This is a genomic window from Pseudonocardia sp. NPDC049154 (genome assembly GCF_040648315.1).
Taxonomy (GTDB): Bacteria; Actinomycetota; Actinomycetes; order Mycobacteriales; family Pseudonocardiaceae; genus Pseudonocardia.
In genome coordinates this window covers 1-16,836 of sequence record NZ_JBEZDN010000156.1, presented here as the reverse complement: position 1 = coordinate 16,836, position 16,836 = coordinate 1, and the positions used below count along the sequence as shown (strand labels likewise).

Sequence of the window (16,836 nt, the reverse complement as noted above, 5' to 3'; positions counted from 1 at the left end):
TGGTCGCTATGGCGACCATCGCCACTCACGAGCGGATCAGCCGGCCCGCGCGGCCAGGGCCTCGTCGAGCAGGCGGTCGTAGCCGTCGGCCAGCTCGGACAGCGCCGCGGTCGTGTCGCCCCGGAAGACCGGCCCGTGCATCAGGGCGAGCGCCTCGGGACGCAGGTCGGCGAGCGCCCGGACGGCGGGTCCGGTGCCCGGGGTCAGGGCGGTCGCGTGGAACACCGACTCCGCCGCGAGGGCCGGCCCCACCGGGTCGGTCTCGGTCAGGGCGGGGCCGCGGCCGGTCGAGGTGAACAGGTCGCCGCAGAGCAGCGTCCCGGTGGTCTCCTCGAAGAGCAGCCCCGACTCCCAGCCGTGCGGCACGTGCGAGGTGTCGATCCAGCGCACCCGCCGCCCGCCGAGCTCGAGCGTCTCGCCGTCGGCGAGGGCGCGGGGCGGACGGTCGGCGAGGTCGTTGAGCGAGACGGCCACGCCGAGGATCCCGTGCACCACCTCGGCGCGCGGGGCGGCAGCGAGCCACTCGTTCATCGACCCGCACTCGTCCGACTCGACGTGCCCGAACGAGATCCAGCGCAGCCGCTCGACCGGCAGCACACGCGCGACCGCCCCGCTGACCAGCGGGAACATCTGCCGCGGCCCGCAGTGGAAGAGCAGCGGTTCCTCACCGGCCACCAGGTACTGGTTGAACGCGAGGTTCACCGGCTCCACGAACGTGGACAGCCGGTAGAGGTCGGGTGCGATCTCGTCGACGGTGGTCTCCATCGGTCGCCTCCTCGGGACGCGGGGGTCCCGAGTGTCCGACCGGCGGCCGCCGGAGTCGATACGTAGTTCCGGTACGGCTCGGCGAGAGCGCCGTTCGCTACTCGGCCTCGAGGTCGCCCTCGGTCTCCAGGTAGGCCTGGCGCAGGGCGTCGAGCGTGGCCTGCTCCGGGGCCTCCCACAGCCCGCGCTCCACCGCCTCGAGCAGCCGCTCGGCCATGCCGTGCAACGCCCACGGGTTGGACTCGGAGAGGAACTTCCGGTTGTCCGGGTCGAGCACGTAGGACTCGGTGAGCTTCTCGTACTGCCAGTCCGCGACCACGCCGGTCGTGGCGTCCCAGCCGAACAGGTAGTCGACGGTCGCGGCCATCTCGAACGCGCCCTTGTACCCGTGCCGCCGCATGGCCTCGATCCAGCGCGGGTTGACCACGCGGGCGCGGAAGACCCGGGCGGTCTCCTCGTGCAGCGTCCGGGTCCGGACGGAGTCCGGCCGCGTCGAGTCGCCGACGTACGCCTCGGGCGCCTCGCCGGTCAGCGCGCGGACCGTCGCGACCATGCCGCCGTGGTACTGGTAGTAGTCGTCCGAGTCGGCGATGTCGTGCTCGCGGGTGTCGGTGTTCTTGGCCGCCACCGCGATCCGCCGGTAGGCCGTCTCCATGTCGTCCCGCGCGGGGGCGCCGTCGAGCCCGCGGCCGTAGGCGTAGCCTCCCCAGGTCGTGTAGACCTCGGCGAGGTCGGCGTCGTCCCGCCAGTTCTTGGAGTCGACGAGCTGGAGCAGGCCCGCCCCGTACGTGCCGGGCTTGGAGCCGAAGATCCGGGTCGTGGCACGGCGGCGGTCGCCGGTGCGCTGCTCGTCCTGCAGCACATGCGCCTTCACGAAGTTCTGCTCGGCGGGCTCGTCGAGGTCGCTCACCAGCTGGACGGCGTCGTCGAGAAGGGCCAGGACGTGCGGGAACGCGTCCCGGAAGAAGCCGGAGATCCGGACCGTGACGTCGATGCGCGGCCGGCCGAGCTCCTCGAGGTCGATGACCTCGAGCGTCGTGACGCGCCGGGACATCTCGTCCCACACCGGCCGGACGCCGAGGAGCGCGAAGACCTCCGCGACGTCGTCGCCGCTGGTCCGCATGGCACTCGTGCCCCACACGGACAGCCCCACGGATCGCGGGTACTCGCCGCCGTGGTCACGTCGGTAGCGGTCCACGAGGGACTCGGCCATGGCCTGCCCGGTCTCCCACGCCAAGCGGCTGGGAACGGCCTTGGGGTCGACCGAGTAGAAGTTCCGGCCGGTCGGGAGCACGTTGATCAGCCCGCGCAGCGGCGAGCCCGACGGGCCGGCGGGGACGAACCCGCCGTTCAACGCGTGCAGCACCCGGTCGATCTCGTGCGCCGTCTCCGCCAGCCGCGGCACCACCTCGGTCGCGGCGAACCGCAGGATCCGCTCGACGGTCGCCGCCCTGTCGGTCCCGCCGGAGTGTTCGGACCTCACGACTCGCGATGCCGAAGCTCCCGACTCGCGGTGCTGTTCCTCCCGACTCGCGGAATCCTGCTGCCCGTTCCGCGAGTCGGGAGTTCCTGCAGCGCGAGTCGGGACTTTCGGGCTGCCGAGTCGCGCGCTCACCACCGCAGGGGCGGCGTCGGGGTCCCAGCCGGCGGCCTCCATGTCGGCGACGAGGACGTGGGCGAGGGTCTCGACGCGGTCGACCTCGCCGCGGGCCTCGCTGCCGTCCTCGACCAGTCCCAGCGCCTCGCGCAGGCCGGGGACGCTCTGCTCGCCGCCCCACATCTGCCGGGCACGGAGCATGGCCAGCACGAGGTCGACCCGCGTGTCCCCTTCCGGAGCGGCCGAGAGCACGTGCAGCCCGTCCCGGATCTGGACGTCCTTGATCTCGCACAGCCAGCCGTCGACGTGCAGGAGCATGTCGTCGAACTCGGCCTCGTGCGGCCGGGAGTCGAGCCCGAGGTCGTGGTCCATCTTCGCCGCGGTCATCAGCGTCCAGATCTGCTGACGGATCGCGGGGAGCTTGGCCGGATCGAGGGCGGAGACGTTGGCGTGCTCGTCGAGCAGCTGCTCGAGGCGGGAGATGTCGCCGTAGGTCTCCGCGCGGGCCATCGGCGGGATCAAGTGGTCGACGAGCGTGGCGTGCGCCCGCCGCTTGGCCTGCGTGCCCTCCCCCGGGTCGTTGACCAGGAACGGGTAGATCAGCGGGAGGTCGCCGAGCGCCGCGTCCGTGCCGCAGGACGCGGACATGCCGAGCGTCTTGCCGGGCAGCCACTCCAGGTTGCCGTGCTTGCCGACGTGGACCACGGCGTCGGCGCCGAAACCGCCGTCGGCGACCGGGGCGGCGAGCCAGCGGTAGGCCGCCAGGTAGTGGTGCGAGGGCGGCAGGTCCGGGTCGTGGTAGATCGCCACCGGGTTCTCGCCGAAACCGCGGGGCGGCTGGACGATCAGCGTGACGTTCCCGGACCGCAGCGCCGCGACCACGATGTCGCCCGCCTGCACGTAGTGCTCGCCCGGCGGCTGTCCCCAGTGCTCGATCACACCGGAACGGAAGTCCGACGGCAGGGTGTCGAACCAGCGCCGGTACTGCGCCGCGGAGATCCGGATCGGGTTGCCGGCCAGCTTCTCCTCGGTGAGCCAGTCCGGGTCCTGCCCGCCGGCCTCGATGAGGGCGTGGATGAGCGCGTCGCCGTCGCCCGCCTCGACGCCGGGGAAGTCCCCGACGTCGTAGCCCGCCTCGGCCATCGCCTTGAGCAGGGCGACCGTCGACGCCGGGGTGTCCAGCCCGACCGCGTTGCCGATCCGCGCGTGCTTGGTCGGGTACGCGCTCAGCATGAGCACGATCTTCTTGTCCGCGTTGGGGATCCGCCGCAGGTTGGCGTGCCGCACCGCGATCCCTGCGACCCTCGCTGCACGCTCCTCGTCCGGGACGTAGACGGACAGCCCGTCCGCGTCGACCTCCTTGAACGAGAACGGCACCGTGATCAGCCGGCCGTCGAACTCGGGCACGGCGACCTGGGTGGCGACGTCGAGCGGGGACAGCCCGTCGTCGTTCTCGTCCCAGGCGGCGCGGCTGGAGGTGAGGCAGAGGCCCTGCAGGATCGGCACGTCGAGCGCGGCGAGCTCGGCGACGTCCCACTCCTCGTCCTCGCCGCCGGCCTGCGCCGACGCGGGCTTGGTCCCGCCGGCCGCCAGGACCGTGACGATCATGGCGTCGGCCTGCGTCAGGGTCTCCAGCAGCTCGGCCGGGGCCTGCCGCAGCGAGGCGCAGAAGATCGGCAGCGGGGTCGCGCCCTTCGCCTCGATCGCCCGGCAGAGGGCCTCGACGTACGCGGTGTTCCCGGCGAGCTGCTGGGCGCGGTAGTAGAGCACGGCGACCGTGGGGCCCTGCGCGGGCGCCGCGGGACGCTCGAGCACTCCCCATTCGGCCAGGGCGACCGGCGGCGCGAATCCCTCACCGGTGAGCAGCACGGTGTCGGACAGGAACGCGTGCAGCTGGCGGAGGTTCCCGGCCCCGCCCTGCGCGAAGTAGGTGTGGGCCTCGGCGGCGACGCCGGCGGGGACCGTCGACAGCTCCATCATCTCGGCGTCGGGCGCCATCTCGCCGCCGAGCGCGACGAGCGGGGTGCCGGAGGCGCGCAGGAGGTCCAGCCCCTCCTCCCAGTACCGGTACCCGCCCAGCACGCGCACGACCACGACGGCGGCCTCGGCGACCATCGCCGGCAGCTCGTCGAGCAGCACGCGGTTGGGGTTGGCCAGGCGGAAGTCGGCGCCGGAGGCCCGGGCGGACAGCAGGTCGGTGTCCGAGGTCGAGAGCAGCAGGATCCGCCCCGGGCCGTGGGGGGTCGGGGCAGCGCTCATCGAAGGTCCTCTCCTGCGGGATCCGCGTCCCGGGTCGTGGGTGGTGCGCGGCGGGCGGGTCAGTGTCCTGGCTCCCGGATCCGCGCTCGCCCCGGCCTTCCAGGTCTCCCCGTGGCCGTCCGTGCGGGGTCTGCTCCCCGGTGACAGTGGCGGGACCGCGCCGGACTCGCACCGGTCTTCCTGGGTCCCGCTCGCCGTATGCGGTTGTCTCGGGCCCACTCTCCGCAACGGGATCACTCCGCGTCAAGCGGCGCGGTTCGTGTTTACAGTGCTGCCGTGCCCACCCCTGCGCCCGCCGCCCGCTCGCGCGCCGACGCCTGCCCCGGCGTGCTCGCGCCGCACGACGCGGCCGACGGCGCCCTGGCCCGCGTCCGCCTGCCGGGCGGCGTGGTCGCGGCGGCCCAGCTGCGGGTCCTCGCGGCGTGCGCCGAGGAGCTCGGCGACGGCGCGGTGCACCTCACGTCGCGGGGAAACCTGCAGCTCAGGGGCCTGGACCGGGAGGACCCGCGGCTCGTCTCGCGGCTCGCCGCGGCCGGCCTGATCCCGGCCCCGTCGCACGAGCGGGTGCGCAACGTCCTGGCCTCGCCGCTGTCCGGGCTGACCGGCGGGCGGGCGGACGTCCGGGGCCTGGCCCGCGCGCTCGACGAGGCCCTGTGCGCCCGGCCCGCGCTCGCCGCGCTGCCCGGCCGGTTCCTGTTCGCCCTGGACGACGGGAGAGGTGACGTCGCCGCCGAGCGCCCGGACCTGTGCTGGCTCGCGGAGGGGCCGGAGCACGGGTTCCTGCAGGTCGCCGGGGTGCCGACGGCGGTGTCCTGCGCCCCGGCGGACGCGCCCGACCTGCTCGTGGCCGCCGCTGAGGTGTTTCTCACGCTCCGCGAGGAGGAGCGGTCCGGCTGTGCCGGTGCCTGGCGGGCCGCCGAGGTCCCGGACGCCCCCGCCCGGATCGCCGCCACCCTCGCGCGCGAGTCGGGAGATCCGGCACCGCGAGTCGCGAGCTCCGGCACCGCGGGTCGCGAACTCCGCGAGTCGGCGGCCCCGATCGGCCCGATCCCCCGTGACGACGGCGGCGAGGCCCTCGGCGTCGCCCCCGTCCTGGGCGAGATCTCGGCCGCCCAGCTGCGCGGGCTCGCCGCCGCGGCGCCCGGGACGATCGTGACCCCCTGGCGCACGCTGGTGCTGCCCGAGCCCGCGCCCGACGCCCGGCAGCGCCTGCGCGCCCACGGCTTCGTGCTCACGGCCGACGCGCCCGCCCTGGCTGTCAGCGCCTGTGCCGGGCGGCCGGGCTGCGCGAAGTCGCACGCCGACGTCCGGGCGGACGTCCGGGAGGTGCTGGGCCGGGCGCCCGAGCTCCCCCGCGCCCACGTCGTCGGGTGCGAACGGCGGTGCGGGGCGCCGCACGAGACACACCTCGACGTCGTCGCCCTGCCCGACGGCACCTACCGCCTCGACGACCGCACCGTCCCCGACCTGTCCACCGCGCTCAGCGTCCCCGCACCGACCGGAGAACACCCCGCATGACCAGCGACTACATCCGCGACGGCGCGGAGATCTACCGGCGGAGCTTCGCCACGATCCGGGCCGAGGCCGACCTGTCGGCCTTCCCGCCCGAGGTGGCGTACGTGGTCGTCCGGATGATCCACGCCTGCGGCCAGGTCGACCTGACCGGCGACGTCGGCTTCTCCCCCGCCGTCGTCACGGCCGCCCGCAAGGCCCTGCAGGACGGCGCGCCGATCCTGTGCGACGCGATGATGGTCGCCTCCGGCGTCACGCGCTCCCGGCTGCCGAAGGACAACGAGGTCGTCTGCACGTTGCGCGACCCCCGGGTGCCCGATCTGGCCCGGGAGCTGGGCGACACCCGCTCGGCCGCGGCGCTGGAGCTGTGGCGGGACAAGCTCGACGGCGCCGTCGTCGCGATCGGCAACGCCCCGACCGCGCTGTTCCACCTCCTCGACATGATCGACGCCGGCGCGCCCCGCCCCGCCGCGATCCTCGGCATCCCCGTGGGCTTCATCGGCGCCGCGGAGTCCAAGGAGGCGCTCGCCGCGCGCACCGACCTCGAGCACCTCGTCGTGCACGGCCGGCGCGGCGGCTCGGCGATCACCGCGGCGGCCCTCAACGCCCTGGCAAGCGAGCAGGAGCTCTGACCGATGACCGGCACCCTGTACGGGGTGGGCCTCGGCCCCGGCGACCCCGACCTCGTCACGATCAAGGCCGCCCGGCTCATCGGCGCCGCGGACGTGATCGCCTACCACTCGGCCCGGCACGGCCGCTCGATCGCGCGCCGGATCGCCGAGCCGCACCTGCGCGGCCACCAGATCGAGGAGCCGCTGGTCTACCCGGTGACCACCGAGACCGTCGACCACCCGGGCGGCTACCAGGGCGCGATCGACGAGTTCTACGCGGAGGCCGCCGAACGGCTGGCCGCGCACCTCGCGGCCGGTCGGGACGTGGTGCTGCTCGCCGAGGGCGACCCGCTCTTCTACGGCTCCTACATGCACATGCACAAGCGGCTGGCCGGCCGGTTCCGCGCCGAGGTGGTGCCCGGCGTGACGTCGGTGAGCGCCGCCGCGGCCGCGCTCGGGCAGCCGCTGGTGGAGCGGGACGAGATCCTCACGATCCTGCCCGGCACGCTGCCCCGCGGGGTGCTCGCCGAGCGGCTGCGCGCCACCGACTCCGCGGCCGTCATGAAGCTGGGCCGGACCTTCACCACCGTCCGCGAGGCCTTCGCCGACGCCGGCACGCTCGACCGCGCCCGGTTCGTCGAGCGGGCCACGATGGACGGGCAACGCACCGGCGCGCTCGCCGACATCGACCCGGAGTCGGTGCCGTACTTCTCGATCGCCGTACTGCCCGGCGAGGTCGCCGCGAGCATCCCGGATGACGCCGAGCAACGGGCCGAGGCCGACGACTCCGCGCAGGTCGTGAGTGGCGATGGTCGCGATAGCGACTATCGGCACTCACAGGGGCAGGTGACCGTGGTCGGGACGGGGCCGGCGGGGCGGGACTGGCTGACCCCGCAGGTCGCGGCCGCCCTCGCCGCGGCGGACGACCTCGTCGGCTACGGCCCCTACCTCGACCGGGTCCCGCCGAACCCGCGGCAGACCCGGCACGCCAGCGACAACCGCGTCGAGGCCGAGCGGGCCGCGCACGCGCTGGACCTGGCCGCGTCGGGCCGGAACGTCGCCGTGGTCAGCGCGGGCGACCCGGGCGTGTTCGCGATGGCCACCGCCGTGCTCGAGGTCGCGTCGGAGCCGAAGTACCTCGACGTGCCGGTGCGCGTGCTGCCCGGGCTGACCGCCGCCCAGGCCGTCGCCGCCGCGGTCGGTGCCCCGCTCGGCCACGACTACGCGATGATCTCGCTGTCCGACCGGCTCAAGCCGTGGGAGACGGTCGTCGACCGGCTCGTGCACGCCGCGCAGGCCGACCTCGCGATCGCGATCTACAACCCGCGGTCGAAGGCGCGGCCGTGGCAGGTCGGCGCCGCCCGGGACGTCCTGCTGGAGCACCGCTCCCCACAGACCCCGGTCGTCCTCGGACGGGACGTCGGCGGCTCCGGCGAGCGCCTGACGATCACCACGCTCGGCGACCTCGACCCCGAGCAGGTCGACATGCGGACGCTGCTGATCATCGGCTCGTCGACCACGCGGGTGGTGGTGCGGGGCGGGCGCCCGACCGTCTTCACGCCGCGGCACTACCCGCCCAGCGCGTAGCGCTCCCCCAGCATCGCCAGGCAGGCGGGCGGGTCGGCCACCACCGGCACGCCCGCCGGCAGCGGCGGGCGGTCGACCACGACCACCGGCACCCCCGCCTCGCGGGCCGCGGTGAGCTTCGCGGCGGTCGCGGAGCCGCCTGAGTCCTTGGTGACCAGCACGTCGATCGCGTGCTCGCGGAGCAGCTCCCGCTCGCGGTCGACGCCGAAGGGACCGCGGTCGAGGATCGAGCGCATCCGGCGCGGGACGGGCGGATCCGGCGGGTCCACCGAACGCACCAGGAACCACAGGTCGAGGTGCGCGAACGTCGCCAGGTCCTGGCGACCGGTGGTCAGGAACACCCGGGAGCCGACGGCGGGGAGCAGGTCCGCGGCCGCGCGCAGCGACGGGACGCGGCGCCAGTCGTCGCCGGGGCCCTCGGTCCAGCCCGGGCGGCGCAGCACGACGAGCGGGACACCGGTGGCGGCGCTCGCCGCGGCCGCGTTGGCGGTCATCCCCGCGGCGAAGGGATGGGTGGCGTCGACGACGACGTCGATCCCCCTGTCCCGCAGGTACTCCACCAGCCCCCGTACCCCGCCGAAGCCGCCCACCCGCACCTCGCCGGGCGGCAGCAGCGGGTTGCGGACCCGCCCGGCCAGCGAGGACACCACCTCCGCGCGGCCCTGCAGCAGGCCGGCCAGGGCGCGGGCGTCGGTCGTGCCGCCGAGGACGAGGATGCGCACGTCAGAGGGGGTCGTGAGTGCCGAGTGCCGCTCTAGGGGCAGCCGTCACGCACGGCAGCGGGTGTCCGAGTACAGGTGGCTGTCCGGGAACTGCTCGGCGGCGAGGGCCGGGCCGACGATGATCACCGCGGTGCGCTGGATGCCGGCCTCGTGCACGGCGTGGGCGATGTCGTCGAGCCGCCCGCGCAGCACGATCTCGTGCTCCCGGCTGGCGTAGGCCACCACGGCGGCGGGGCAGTCGGCGCCGTAGGAGGGCGCCAGCTCCTTCACCACCTCGTCGATGCGGTGCACGGCCAGGTGCAGCACCAGCGTGCCGCCCGCGCTGCCCAGCGCCTCCAGGGACTCCCCTTCGGGCATGGGTGTGGCCCGGGCGGCGATGCGGGTCAGCGTGACGGTCTGGGCGACCGTCGGGACCGTGAGCTCGCGCTTGAGCGTGGCCGCCGCCGCGGCGTAGGCCGGCACCCCGGGGGTGACGTCATAGGGCACGCCGGCCGCGTCGAGCCGCCGCATCTGCTCGGCCATCGCGGAGAAGACCGACGGGTCCCCGGAGGCCAGCCGCGCGACGTCGAGGCCGTGCTCGTGCGCCCGCACCATCTCGTCGACGATCTCGGCCAGCGTCATCAGGGCGGTGTCGACGGTCCGGGCGTCGGGCGGGCAGAGCTCCAGCATCTCCGGCGGGACCAGGGAGCCCGCGTAGAGGCACACCGGCGAGGCCGCGACGAGGTCGCGGGCGCGGACGGTCAGCAGGTCGACGGCGCCGGGGCCGGCGCCGATGAAGTGCACGGTCATACGTCGCAGCTCCAGATCGTGACGGGCATCGCGGGCTTCCAGCCGAGGAACCCGCCGACGGGCTCGGCGCGCGCGACCTGCAGTCGCACCAGGGTCCCGCCGAACCGCTCACGGGCGGCGGCCAGCGCGGCCTCGGACTCCACGGTCACGCCGTTGGCCACCAGCCGGCCGCCCGCGGGCAGGGCCTCCACGCAGGCGTCGAGGACGCCGTCGCGGGTGAGGCCGCCGCCGATGAACACGGCGTCGGGCGGGGGCAGGTCGGCGAGGGCGGCGGGCGCGCGGCCGGTCACGACCTGCAGCGCGGGCACGCCGAGCGTCGCCGCGTTGTGCCGGATGCGCTGCGCGCGTTCGGGATGCGACTCCACGGCGACGGCCCAGCACGAGCGGTGGGCGCGCATCCACTCGATCGCGATGCTGCCGGCGCCGGCGCCGACGTCCCAGAGCGTCTGGCCAGGGCGGGGGGCGAGATGGGCGAGGGTGACCGCCCGGACCTCGCGCTTGGTGAGCTGCCCGTCGTGGGCGTAGGCGTCGTCCGGCAGGCCGGGAACCTCGCCGAGCACCCGCGCGCCCGCCGCGGCGGCGCACTCCACGGCGACGACGTTGAGCGCGTCGCCCTCCGGGTGCAGCCAGTCCCGCGCGATGCCGGAGTACAGCCGCTCCCCCGGGCCACCGAGCTGCTCGAGGACGGTGAGCCGGCTGGGACCGAACCCGTCCGCGGTGAGCTGGGCGGCGATCAGCGCGGGCGAGGCGGCGCCGGCGCTGAGGACGAGGACCCGGCGGCCGGGGCTCACCGACCGGCGCAGCCGTTCGACCGGGCGGCCGACGACGCTCACCACCTCGACGTCCTCGCTCGGCCAGCCGAGCCTCGCGCAGGCCAGGGTGACCGACGACGGGTGTGGGATCACGTGCATCTGCTCGGCGCCGACGGTGCGGGCCAGCGTCGCGCCGAGGCCGAAGAACATGGGGTCGCCGGACGCCAGGGCGCACAGCCGCTGCCCGGAGTACTTCGCCAGCAACCCCGGCAGCGCCGGGACCAGTGGCGACGGCCACGCCACGAGCTCGGCCTCGACCTTGCCCGCCACCAGGTCCAGCTGGCGCGGCCCGCCGAGGACCACCTCGGCCGCCGCGAGGGTCTCCTGGGCCGTGCCCGCGAGCCCGGGCCAACCGTCCGCCCCGATCCCGACGACGGTGACCGCCGGCTCCTCGTGCGCACCCGTGTCCACGGCTGCAGACCATACGTGGCGGCCCGGTGATCGCGGTCCGTGTCGTGGGCGGAAGCACGGCGGCGCGGGCTCCCCGGTGCGACGATCGCCGGCATGGCTCCCGAGACGGTGGTCTTCGACGTCAACGAGACCCTCTCCGACCTGCGCCCGCTCGCCGAGCGGTTCACCGAGCTCGGCGCCCCCGAGCACCTCTCGACCCTGTGGTTCGCGAGCACCCTGCGGGAGGGGATCGCGCTGGCCGCCGCGGGCGACTACCGGCCCTTCGCGGAGGTGGCCCGGGAGACCGCGCAGGACCTCCTGGCGCCCTACACCTCCGACGAGGACGCACCCGACCATGTGATCAGGGGGTTCCTCGGGCTGCCGCTGCACCCGGACGTCGCCGAGGGCGTCCGCCGGCTGCGGACGGCCGGCTCGCGGCTGGTCACGCTGTCCAACGGCTCGGCCTCGGTCGCGGAGCGGCTGCTCGGCGAGGCGGGGCTCCGGGACGAGTTCGAGTACGTCCTCTCGGTCGACGACGCCGGGATCTGGAAGCCGGCCCCGGGCGCGTACGAGCTCGCCGCCCGGGTGTGCCGGAGGGAGCCCGGCGAGCTGCTGATGGTCGCCGTGCACCCGTGGGACCTGCACGGGGCCGCACGGGCCGGGATGCGGACGGCGTGGATCGACCGGGACGGCCGCCGGTACCCCGGGCACGTGCAGGCGCCGGACCACCGGGTGCCGACCGTCGGGGCGCTGGCCGAGCTCCCGGGTTGAGCCCCCGCACCCGATCGGGGCGCGGAACGGGGGTTCCGGGCAAGGCGGGGTCAAGACCGGGGACACCGTTCTCCGACCTTTCCCGCGCCGTTCTCAACCACTGGTAAAGAGTGTCGTCGAATCGCGCCGCGCGGCCGGATCACCGACTTTTTCCCGCTCGTCCGATTTCTGCCGCGAAAGGGACTCGTTGCAGGTCGAACGGGTGGAAGCGGCCCTCCGCCGCCCCGTTGTCGCAATTGCCGCACCATCCCCGCACGGCGCCCGCCGGAACGGGGGACCACGCCCGATCCCTTCCGTGGCCCCCGGTTCCTACCGTCGTCCCCGAACCGCCCGCCGAGGGCAATTCCGCGACGACACCGGGAGACCACCGTGGCCACCACGACCCTGCTCGACCTGCTGATGAACCTGCTGCAGAACCCCGCCGAGCAGCAGGCGTTCCTCGCCGACCCGGCCGGCTACCTCCAGGAGTGCGGGCTCGCCGACCTCTCCCCCGAGGACATCAGGGACGCGGTGACCCTCGCGGCCGACGGCCCGCACCACGACTGGGACGGCCACGGCCACCACGAGCTGCCGCCGGCCCCGCCCGTGCACCACCACCACGGCGACTCCGACCACCACGACCCGCACACCGAGGCGGCCGACTACCTCAAGACGTACATCACCAACACCTTCGTCGACGACCGGACGACCTTCATCGACCAGTCCTTCCACCAGGACATCGACACCCACGGCGGCGACGTCGACCAGCGCATCGACCTGCACCAGGCCAACGCCACCGGCGACGGGTCCGTCGCGGTCGGCGGCGACAACCGCGCCCCCGTCGCGACCGGCGACCACGCCGTGGCCGGCCGGGGCAACGAGGTGGTGAACGGCGACGACAACGCCGCCTCCTTCGGCTCCGGCTCGGCGGTCAACCAGTCCGGCGCCACCGCCGACCACGGCGGCGCGCTCTCCGGCACGGGTCCCGCCACGGGGAACTTCACCGACAGCAACGACCACCTGGCGAACTTCGGCTCGGGCTCGCTCGCGGACAAGGGTGGCGACGCCACCCAGACCAACGCGCACAACGACACCTCGACCGACAGCCACAACGACTCCCACGACGACAGCCACGTGGACAGCGGTCACAACGACACCGACACCCACGTCTCCGACGACCACTCGTTCACCGACGACCACACGGTCGACGACAGCCACGCGGTCGACAGCCACGCCACCGACGACCACTCGATCGACCACTCCTTCGACCTGCACGCCTGACCGCCACGTCCGACCACACCCGGCCCCGGACCCCGACTCGCGCACGCGGGTCGGGGTCGTGGGTGCGCGAGTCGCGGTCCGGGCTTCCGCGAGTCGGGGTGTGGGCTTCCGCGAGTCGCGGCGCGCCTTCGCGGGCGCGACGCTCGAACGGGTCCCGGTCCGGTGTGGCGGCCGTCGCGGCGGCAGAGTGTCGACCATGCACGTTCCCGCGCACGCCGCCCCGTGCGCGGACCCGGACGCGGATCCGGACACCGCCGCGGCCCCTGACCCCGGTCCGGTCCTGAGCGCCGCCGGCCTGGTCCTGCACACCGTGGCGGGCCCGTCTGCGGCGCCGTGGAGGTCGTGCTGCCGGTCGGCGGGGTCGCTGACGGAGCTGAAGCCTCAGCTCGCGTTGTCGGAGTGGTCCAGGTGCGGGTAGTGCTTGGGCCGCAGCCGCATCGCGTGCACCACCCGCTCCCCCGCCGGGCCGCGCTCGACCACGACCTCCAGCAGGTTGCGGTCCCCGTCCGGGCCGATGCACAACGTCCGGCCGGGCTCCTGCGGGACCCGCCACAGCGGCGCGGCCACGACCGCCCGGATGGCGTCGGCCGGGATGCCGTGCTTGAGCGCCCCGGGCGTGATGTCCACGCCGACCAGCCTAGAGCCGTGTCCCGCCGCGAAGGGTGTCGAGCAGCTCGGCCTCGGCGGCCGCGAAGGCGGGGTCGGTGAGGACGCCGACCTCGCGCGGCCGGGGCAGGCCGACCCGCACCTCGCGGGCGACGTGCGCCGGGCGGGGCGAGAGCACCAGGACCCGGTCGGAGAGGAACACCGCCTCCCGGATGTCGTGGGTGATCAGCAGGACCGTCCAGCCGAAGCGCCCGCGGACCTCCTCCAGCCACTCCTGCATCGCGGTGCGGGTGAGCGAGTCGAGGGCGCCGAAGGGCTCGTCGAGCAGCAGCACCTCGCGGTCCTGCACCACCGTGCGCAGCAGCGCCGCCCGCTGCCGCATCCCGCCCGACAGCTCGGCCGGCCGCGACCTCTCGAAGCCCGCCAGCCCGAAGGGCCCGAACAGGTCCCGCGCGCGTTCCCGGGCCTCCCGCCGGCGCATCCCGGCGACCTCGAGCCCCAACGTCGTGTTGTCCAGCACCGTGCGCCACGGGAAGAGCAGGTCCTTCTGCGGCATGTACCCGAAGGTCTCCCGCCCCGCCGGTGCCCCGTCGACCAGCACCCGGCCGCGGCCCGGCTCGACGAGCCCGGCCAGCACGCCGAACAGCGTGCTCTTGCCGCACCCGCTCGGTCCGAGGATCGAGACGAACTCGCCCGGCGCGACGTCGAACGACACCCCGTCGAGCACGGGCAGGTCGCCGAAGGCCAGCTCGAGTCCGTCGACCGCGATCTTCACCGGCGCGCCCCCTTGATCCAGGGCGCCACGACCCGCTCGACCAGATAGGTCAGGCCGAACAGCGCGACGCTGACCAGCGCCGTCACCCCCACGGCGGCGAGCACGAGGTCCGTGCGGAAGGAGTTCTTCTGCTGGGCCATGTAGATGCCCAGCCCGGCCCGGGCACCGACGTACTCGGCGAAGATCGCGCCCGTGACCGCGTAGGTGATCGCGATGCGCAGGGCGGTGAAGAACGACGGCAGCGCCCCCGGCAGCCGGACGTACCGGAACTCCGCCCACCGCCCGCCGCCCATGCTGCGCAACAGGTTCGACGCCTCGGGATCGGCCCGGGAGAAGCCCTCGATGAGCCCGACGGCGATCGGGAAGAAGGTCACCAGCGCGATCACCAGCACCTTCGGCAGCAGCCCGAAGCCGAACCAGATGATCATGAGAGGGGCGATGGCGATGATCGGCAGGGTCTGCGAGGCGACAAGCAGCGGCACCAGCGCCCGCCGGAGCCACGGCGAGAAGTCGACGACGACCGCCAGCACCCAGCCGACCGCCAGCGACACGGCGAACCCGACCGCGGTGACCTGCAGCGTCGGGAGGGTGTTGGCCCACAGCACGTCGCGGAAGGCCCACCCCTGCTCGACCACGCGCAGCGGCGAGGGCAGGACCTGCGGGCGGACCGCGAGCGCCGTGACGGCCCACTGCCACACCGCGAGCAGGAGCAGCACCACCAGCACCGGCGGGGCCACCCGGCGCAGCGGCGACACCCGGCCCCGGCCCGGCCGCCGCGGGGGCGAGCGATGCGCCCGCCCGGGGAGGGCGGGCGGCGGTGTCCCGGGCTCCGCGAGGACCCGGTCGGCGCGGGTCACGACGTGGCCCCGCCCGGGGCCAGGTAGTCGTTCGTGAACCAGGTCGAGAAGTCCGGACGGGTGGTGACGGGCTTCCCGGAGGCGTCGGTGACCGCGCCCGAGTCGATCAGGAAGCCGGAGAAGCCCTGCCAGCGCTCCAGGGTCTGGGTGCCGACCTTGCCCGCCGCGTCCTTCAGGTAGTTCTGCGCGAGCATGTCCTGGCTGCGGGTCACGAGCTCGGGCTCGGTGAAGGCGCCGGGGTTCGCGTCCTGCAGGTCCTTCGCGGCGCGGGCCGGGTCGTCGGCGGCCAGCTGGTACCCGCGCTGAGCGGCCTGCACGAACGTCGCGGCCTGGTCCGGGTGGTCCTTCAGCCAGGTGGAGTTGCCGATCAGCAGGACGTTGTAGGCGTCGGGGAAGCCGTAGTCGGTGTACTTGAAGGTCTTCAACGGCTCGTTGCGCAGCTGGGCCTCGATGCCCTCCCACGCGACGAACGGCTCGGTGAAGTCGACCTGCCCGGCGTACAGCGCCTCGTACGCGCTGGTCCCGAGGGTGACGGTCTGGAACTCGCCCGTGCCGCCCGCGTCGCGGATGACCTGGCGCATCTTCGGTTCCTCGCCGGGCCCGCCGAACCCGCCGTAGGTCTTGCCGTCGAGGTCCTTGGGCGAGGTGATGTCGGCGCGGTCCGCCTTCACCGCCACCTCGGTGGCCCAGTGCTGCAGGACCGCCATGACCGAGGTGATGTCGGCGCCGGCGGCCTTCGAGAAGGTGAACGAGTCCTGGAAGCTGATCCCGAACTCGGCGGCGCCGTTGCCGACCAGGGTGTCCGGCGAGGTGTCGCTGTACGGCAGGAACTGGACGTCGAGCCCCGCGTCGCGGAACCAGCCCTCCTGCTGCGCGACGTACAGGCCGCTGTGGTTGGTGTTCGGGGTCCAGTCCAGGGCGATCCGGATCGTGTGGGGCGAGCCCTGCTGCTGGTCGGTGGCGCCGCCGCAGCCGGCGAGGAGCAGGGCCAGCCCCACCACGAGGGCGGTCAGCCGAAGAACGACACGGGACGGGGACATGCGCGACACGGTCCTCCCTACGCCGGTGCTAACCGGGTCAGGTGCGAACGGTCGACGGCCGGTCCTGCCGCCCTCTCAGCCTCGGATCGTGAGTGCTCCCGCGGGTTCGGATGCAGACCCTACGTCCCGCCGCGCCCCCGTGCCACCACCTCCCCTGTGACGTCCGCGTGACGGGGAGGCGTCGCGCAGGTCAGGTGATGTCGGCGCGGCGGTGCCGGGCGCGCGGTGCGCCCGAGCCCGGGACGTGCGGCCCCTCGGGGGCCGGCGGCGCCGCGCGGCGGCCGGACGCGGAGCGCTCGTCGCCGGTCGGGCGGTCCTCCCGGCGCTGCTGCGGGACCCGCGGCGCGTCGGGCCGGTCCTCGGCGCGACGACGACCGCCGGACCGCTCCGGCGTCCCCGGCCCGGGGAGCGCGGCCTGGTCGAGGGCCCAGGGGCGGCGGCCGGGCAGCACCTCCCCCCCGGGCGGCCGGTCGGCGGGCTCGC

At 74.6% G+C, this 16,836-nt stretch carries 14 protein-coding genes, 1 pseudogene and 2 riboswitches; of the genes and pseudogenes, 5 read left to right on the top strand and 10 right to left on the bottom strand.

Features of this window, described 5'->3' with window-relative positions; genetic code table 11:
• Window positions 1-36 precede the first annotated feature (36 nt).
• Together AB0B41_RS38840 and cobN are read right to left on the bottom strand one after the other, a co-directional pair.
• The gene (locus AB0B41_RS38840) at window positions 37-765 is read right to left on the bottom strand and encodes a hypothetical protein (RefSeq protein WP_358212032.1); all 729 of its coding nucleotides are present in this window, start codon (window positions 763-765) and stop codon (window positions 37-39) included.
• Window positions 766-862: 97 nt separating this feature from the next.
• A complete protein-coding gene (cobN, locus tag AB0B41_RS38835; protein ID WP_358212031.1) occupies window positions 863-4,621 on the bottom strand; it encodes a cobaltochelatase subunit CobN in 3,759 nt (1,252 codons plus the stop codon).
• Window positions 4,622-4,681: 60 nt separating this feature from the next.
• Window positions 4,682-4,804, bottom strand: a riboswitch (cobalamin riboswitch).
• Window positions 4,805-4,897: 93 nt separating this feature from the next.
• Here cobN and cobG point away from each other — a divergent pair.
• Genes cobG through AB0B41_RS38820 form a run of 3 tightly spaced genes read left to right on the top strand, consistent with a single transcriptional unit; the run spans window position 4,898 to window position 8,331 of the window.
• A complete protein-coding gene (cobG, locus tag AB0B41_RS38830) occupies window positions 4,898-6,139 on the top strand; it encodes a precorrin-3B synthase (RefSeq protein WP_358212030.1) in 1,242 nt (413 codons plus the stop codon).
• On the top strand, window positions 6,136-6,765 hold the full coding sequence (locus AB0B41_RS38825; protein WP_358212029.1) for a precorrin-8X methylmutase: 630 nt from the start codon (window positions 6,136-6,138) through the stop codon (window positions 6,763-6,765). The genes cobG and AB0B41_RS38825 overlap by 4 nt, the downstream gene beginning before the upstream one ends.
• A gap of 3 nt (window positions 6,766-6,768) precedes the next feature.
• On the top strand, window positions 6,769-8,331 hold the full coding sequence (locus tag AB0B41_RS38820; protein WP_358212028.1) for a precorrin-2 C(20)-methyltransferase: 1,563 nt from the start codon (window positions 6,769-6,771) through the stop codon (window positions 8,329-8,331).
• On the opposite strand, the gene AB0B41_RS38815 is transcribed toward AB0B41_RS38820, so the two are convergent.
• The 3 genes from AB0B41_RS38815 to cbiE are packed head-to-tail and all read right to left on the bottom strand — an operon-like array spanning window position 8,313 to window position 11,065.
• Entirely contained in the window at window positions 8,313-9,053 is a 741-nt protein-coding gene (locus tag AB0B41_RS38815) for a cobalt-precorrin-6A reductase (protein WP_358212027.1), read from the bottom strand. The genes AB0B41_RS38820 and AB0B41_RS38815 overlap by 19 nt on opposite strands.
• Before the next feature lie 45 nt (window positions 9,054-9,098).
• Window positions 9,099-9,842 (bottom strand): precorrin-4 C(11)-methyltransferase, encoded by a 744-nt coding sequence (cobM, locus tag AB0B41_RS38810; protein ID WP_358212026.1) that lies wholly within the window; start codon window positions 9,840-9,842, stop codon window positions 9,099-9,101.
• Entirely contained in the window at window positions 9,839-11,065 is a 1,227-nt protein-coding gene (gene cbiE, locus AB0B41_RS38805) for a precorrin-6y C5,15-methyltransferase (decarboxylating) subunit CbiE (protein WP_358212025.1), read from the bottom strand. Before cbiE ends, cobM begins: the two co-directional genes overlap by 4 nt.
• A gap of 93 nt (window positions 11,066-11,158) precedes the next feature.
• Between cbiE and AB0B41_RS38800 the strand changes: the two genes are divergently transcribed.
• Complete coding sequence (locus AB0B41_RS38800; protein ID WP_358212024.1) at window positions 11,159-11,815, top strand: haloacid dehalogenase type II; 657 nt, start codon at window positions 11,159-11,161, stop codon at window positions 11,813-11,815.
• A gap of 369 nt (window positions 11,816-12,184) precedes the next feature.
• The gene (locus AB0B41_RS38795) at window positions 12,185-13,075 is read left to right on the top strand and encodes an IniB N-terminal domain-containing protein (protein ID WP_358212023.1); all 891 of its coding nucleotides are present in this window, start codon (window positions 12,185-12,187) and stop codon (window positions 13,073-13,075) included.
• A gap of 381 nt (window positions 13,076-13,456) precedes the next feature.
• Here the strand turns inward: AB0B41_RS38795 and AB0B41_RS38790 are convergent, their stop codons facing one another.
• From AB0B41_RS38790 to AB0B41_RS38770, 5 genes and pseudogenes are all read right to left on the bottom strand, one after another.
• The gene (locus AB0B41_RS38790) at window positions 13,457-13,702 is read right to left on the bottom strand and encodes a hypothetical protein (protein WP_358212022.1); all 246 of its coding nucleotides are present in this window, start codon (window positions 13,700-13,702) and stop codon (window positions 13,457-13,459) included.
• Window positions 13,703-13,712: 10 nt separating this feature from the next.
• A complete protein-coding gene (locus AB0B41_RS38785; RefSeq protein WP_358212021.1) occupies window positions 13,713-14,456 on the bottom strand; it encodes an ABC transporter ATP-binding protein in 744 nt (247 codons plus the stop codon).
• Entirely contained in the window at window positions 14,453-15,313 is an 861-nt protein-coding gene (locus AB0B41_RS38780) for an ABC transporter permease (RefSeq protein WP_358212020.1), read from the bottom strand. The genes AB0B41_RS38785 and AB0B41_RS38780 overlap by 4 nt, the downstream gene beginning before the upstream one ends.
• A complete protein-coding gene (locus AB0B41_RS38775) occupies window positions 15,310-16,353 on the bottom strand; it encodes an ABC transporter substrate-binding protein (RefSeq protein ID WP_358212019.1) in 1,044 nt (347 codons plus the stop codon). The genes AB0B41_RS38780 and AB0B41_RS38775 overlap by 4 nt, the downstream gene beginning before the upstream one ends.
• Window positions 16,351-16,465, bottom strand: a riboswitch (TPP riboswitch). It overlaps the preceding gene by 3 nt.
• A 78-nt stretch (window positions 16,466-16,543) precedes the next feature.
• Window positions 16,544-16,836, bottom strand: a pseudogene (locus tag AB0B41_RS38770) (hypothetical protein); the annotation flags it as partial.

What these genes read in the sequence shown, in the direction of transcription:
- cobM (WP_358212026.1), bottom strand. Translation starts at nt 9,842, where the DNA reads ATGACCGTGCACTTCATCGGCGCCGGCCCCGGCGCCGTCGACCTGCTG.
- cobN (WP_358212031.1), bottom strand. Translation starts at nt 4,621, where the DNA reads ATGAGCGCTGCCCCGACCCCCCACGGCCCGGGGCGGATCCTGCTGCTC.
- AB0B41_RS38800 (WP_358212024.1), top strand. Translation starts at nt 11,159, where the DNA reads ATGGCTCCCGAGACGGTGGTCTTCGACGTCAACGAGACCCTCTCCGAC.
- AB0B41_RS38820 (WP_358212028.1), top strand. Translation starts at nt 6,769, where the DNA reads ATGACCGGCACCCTGTACGGGGTGGGCCTCGGCCCCGGCGACCCCGAC.
- AB0B41_RS38775 (WP_358212019.1), bottom strand. Translation starts at nt 16,353, where the DNA reads ATGTCCCCGTCCCGTGTCGTTCTTCGGCTGACCGCCCTCGTGGTGGGG.
- AB0B41_RS38825 (WP_358212029.1), top strand. Translation starts at nt 6,136, where the DNA reads ATGACCAGCGACTACATCCGCGACGGCGCGGAGATCTACCGGCGGAGC.
- AB0B41_RS38840 (WP_358212032.1), bottom strand. Translation starts at nt 765, where the DNA reads ATGGAGACCACCGTCGACGAGATCGCACCCGACCTCTACCGGCTGTCC.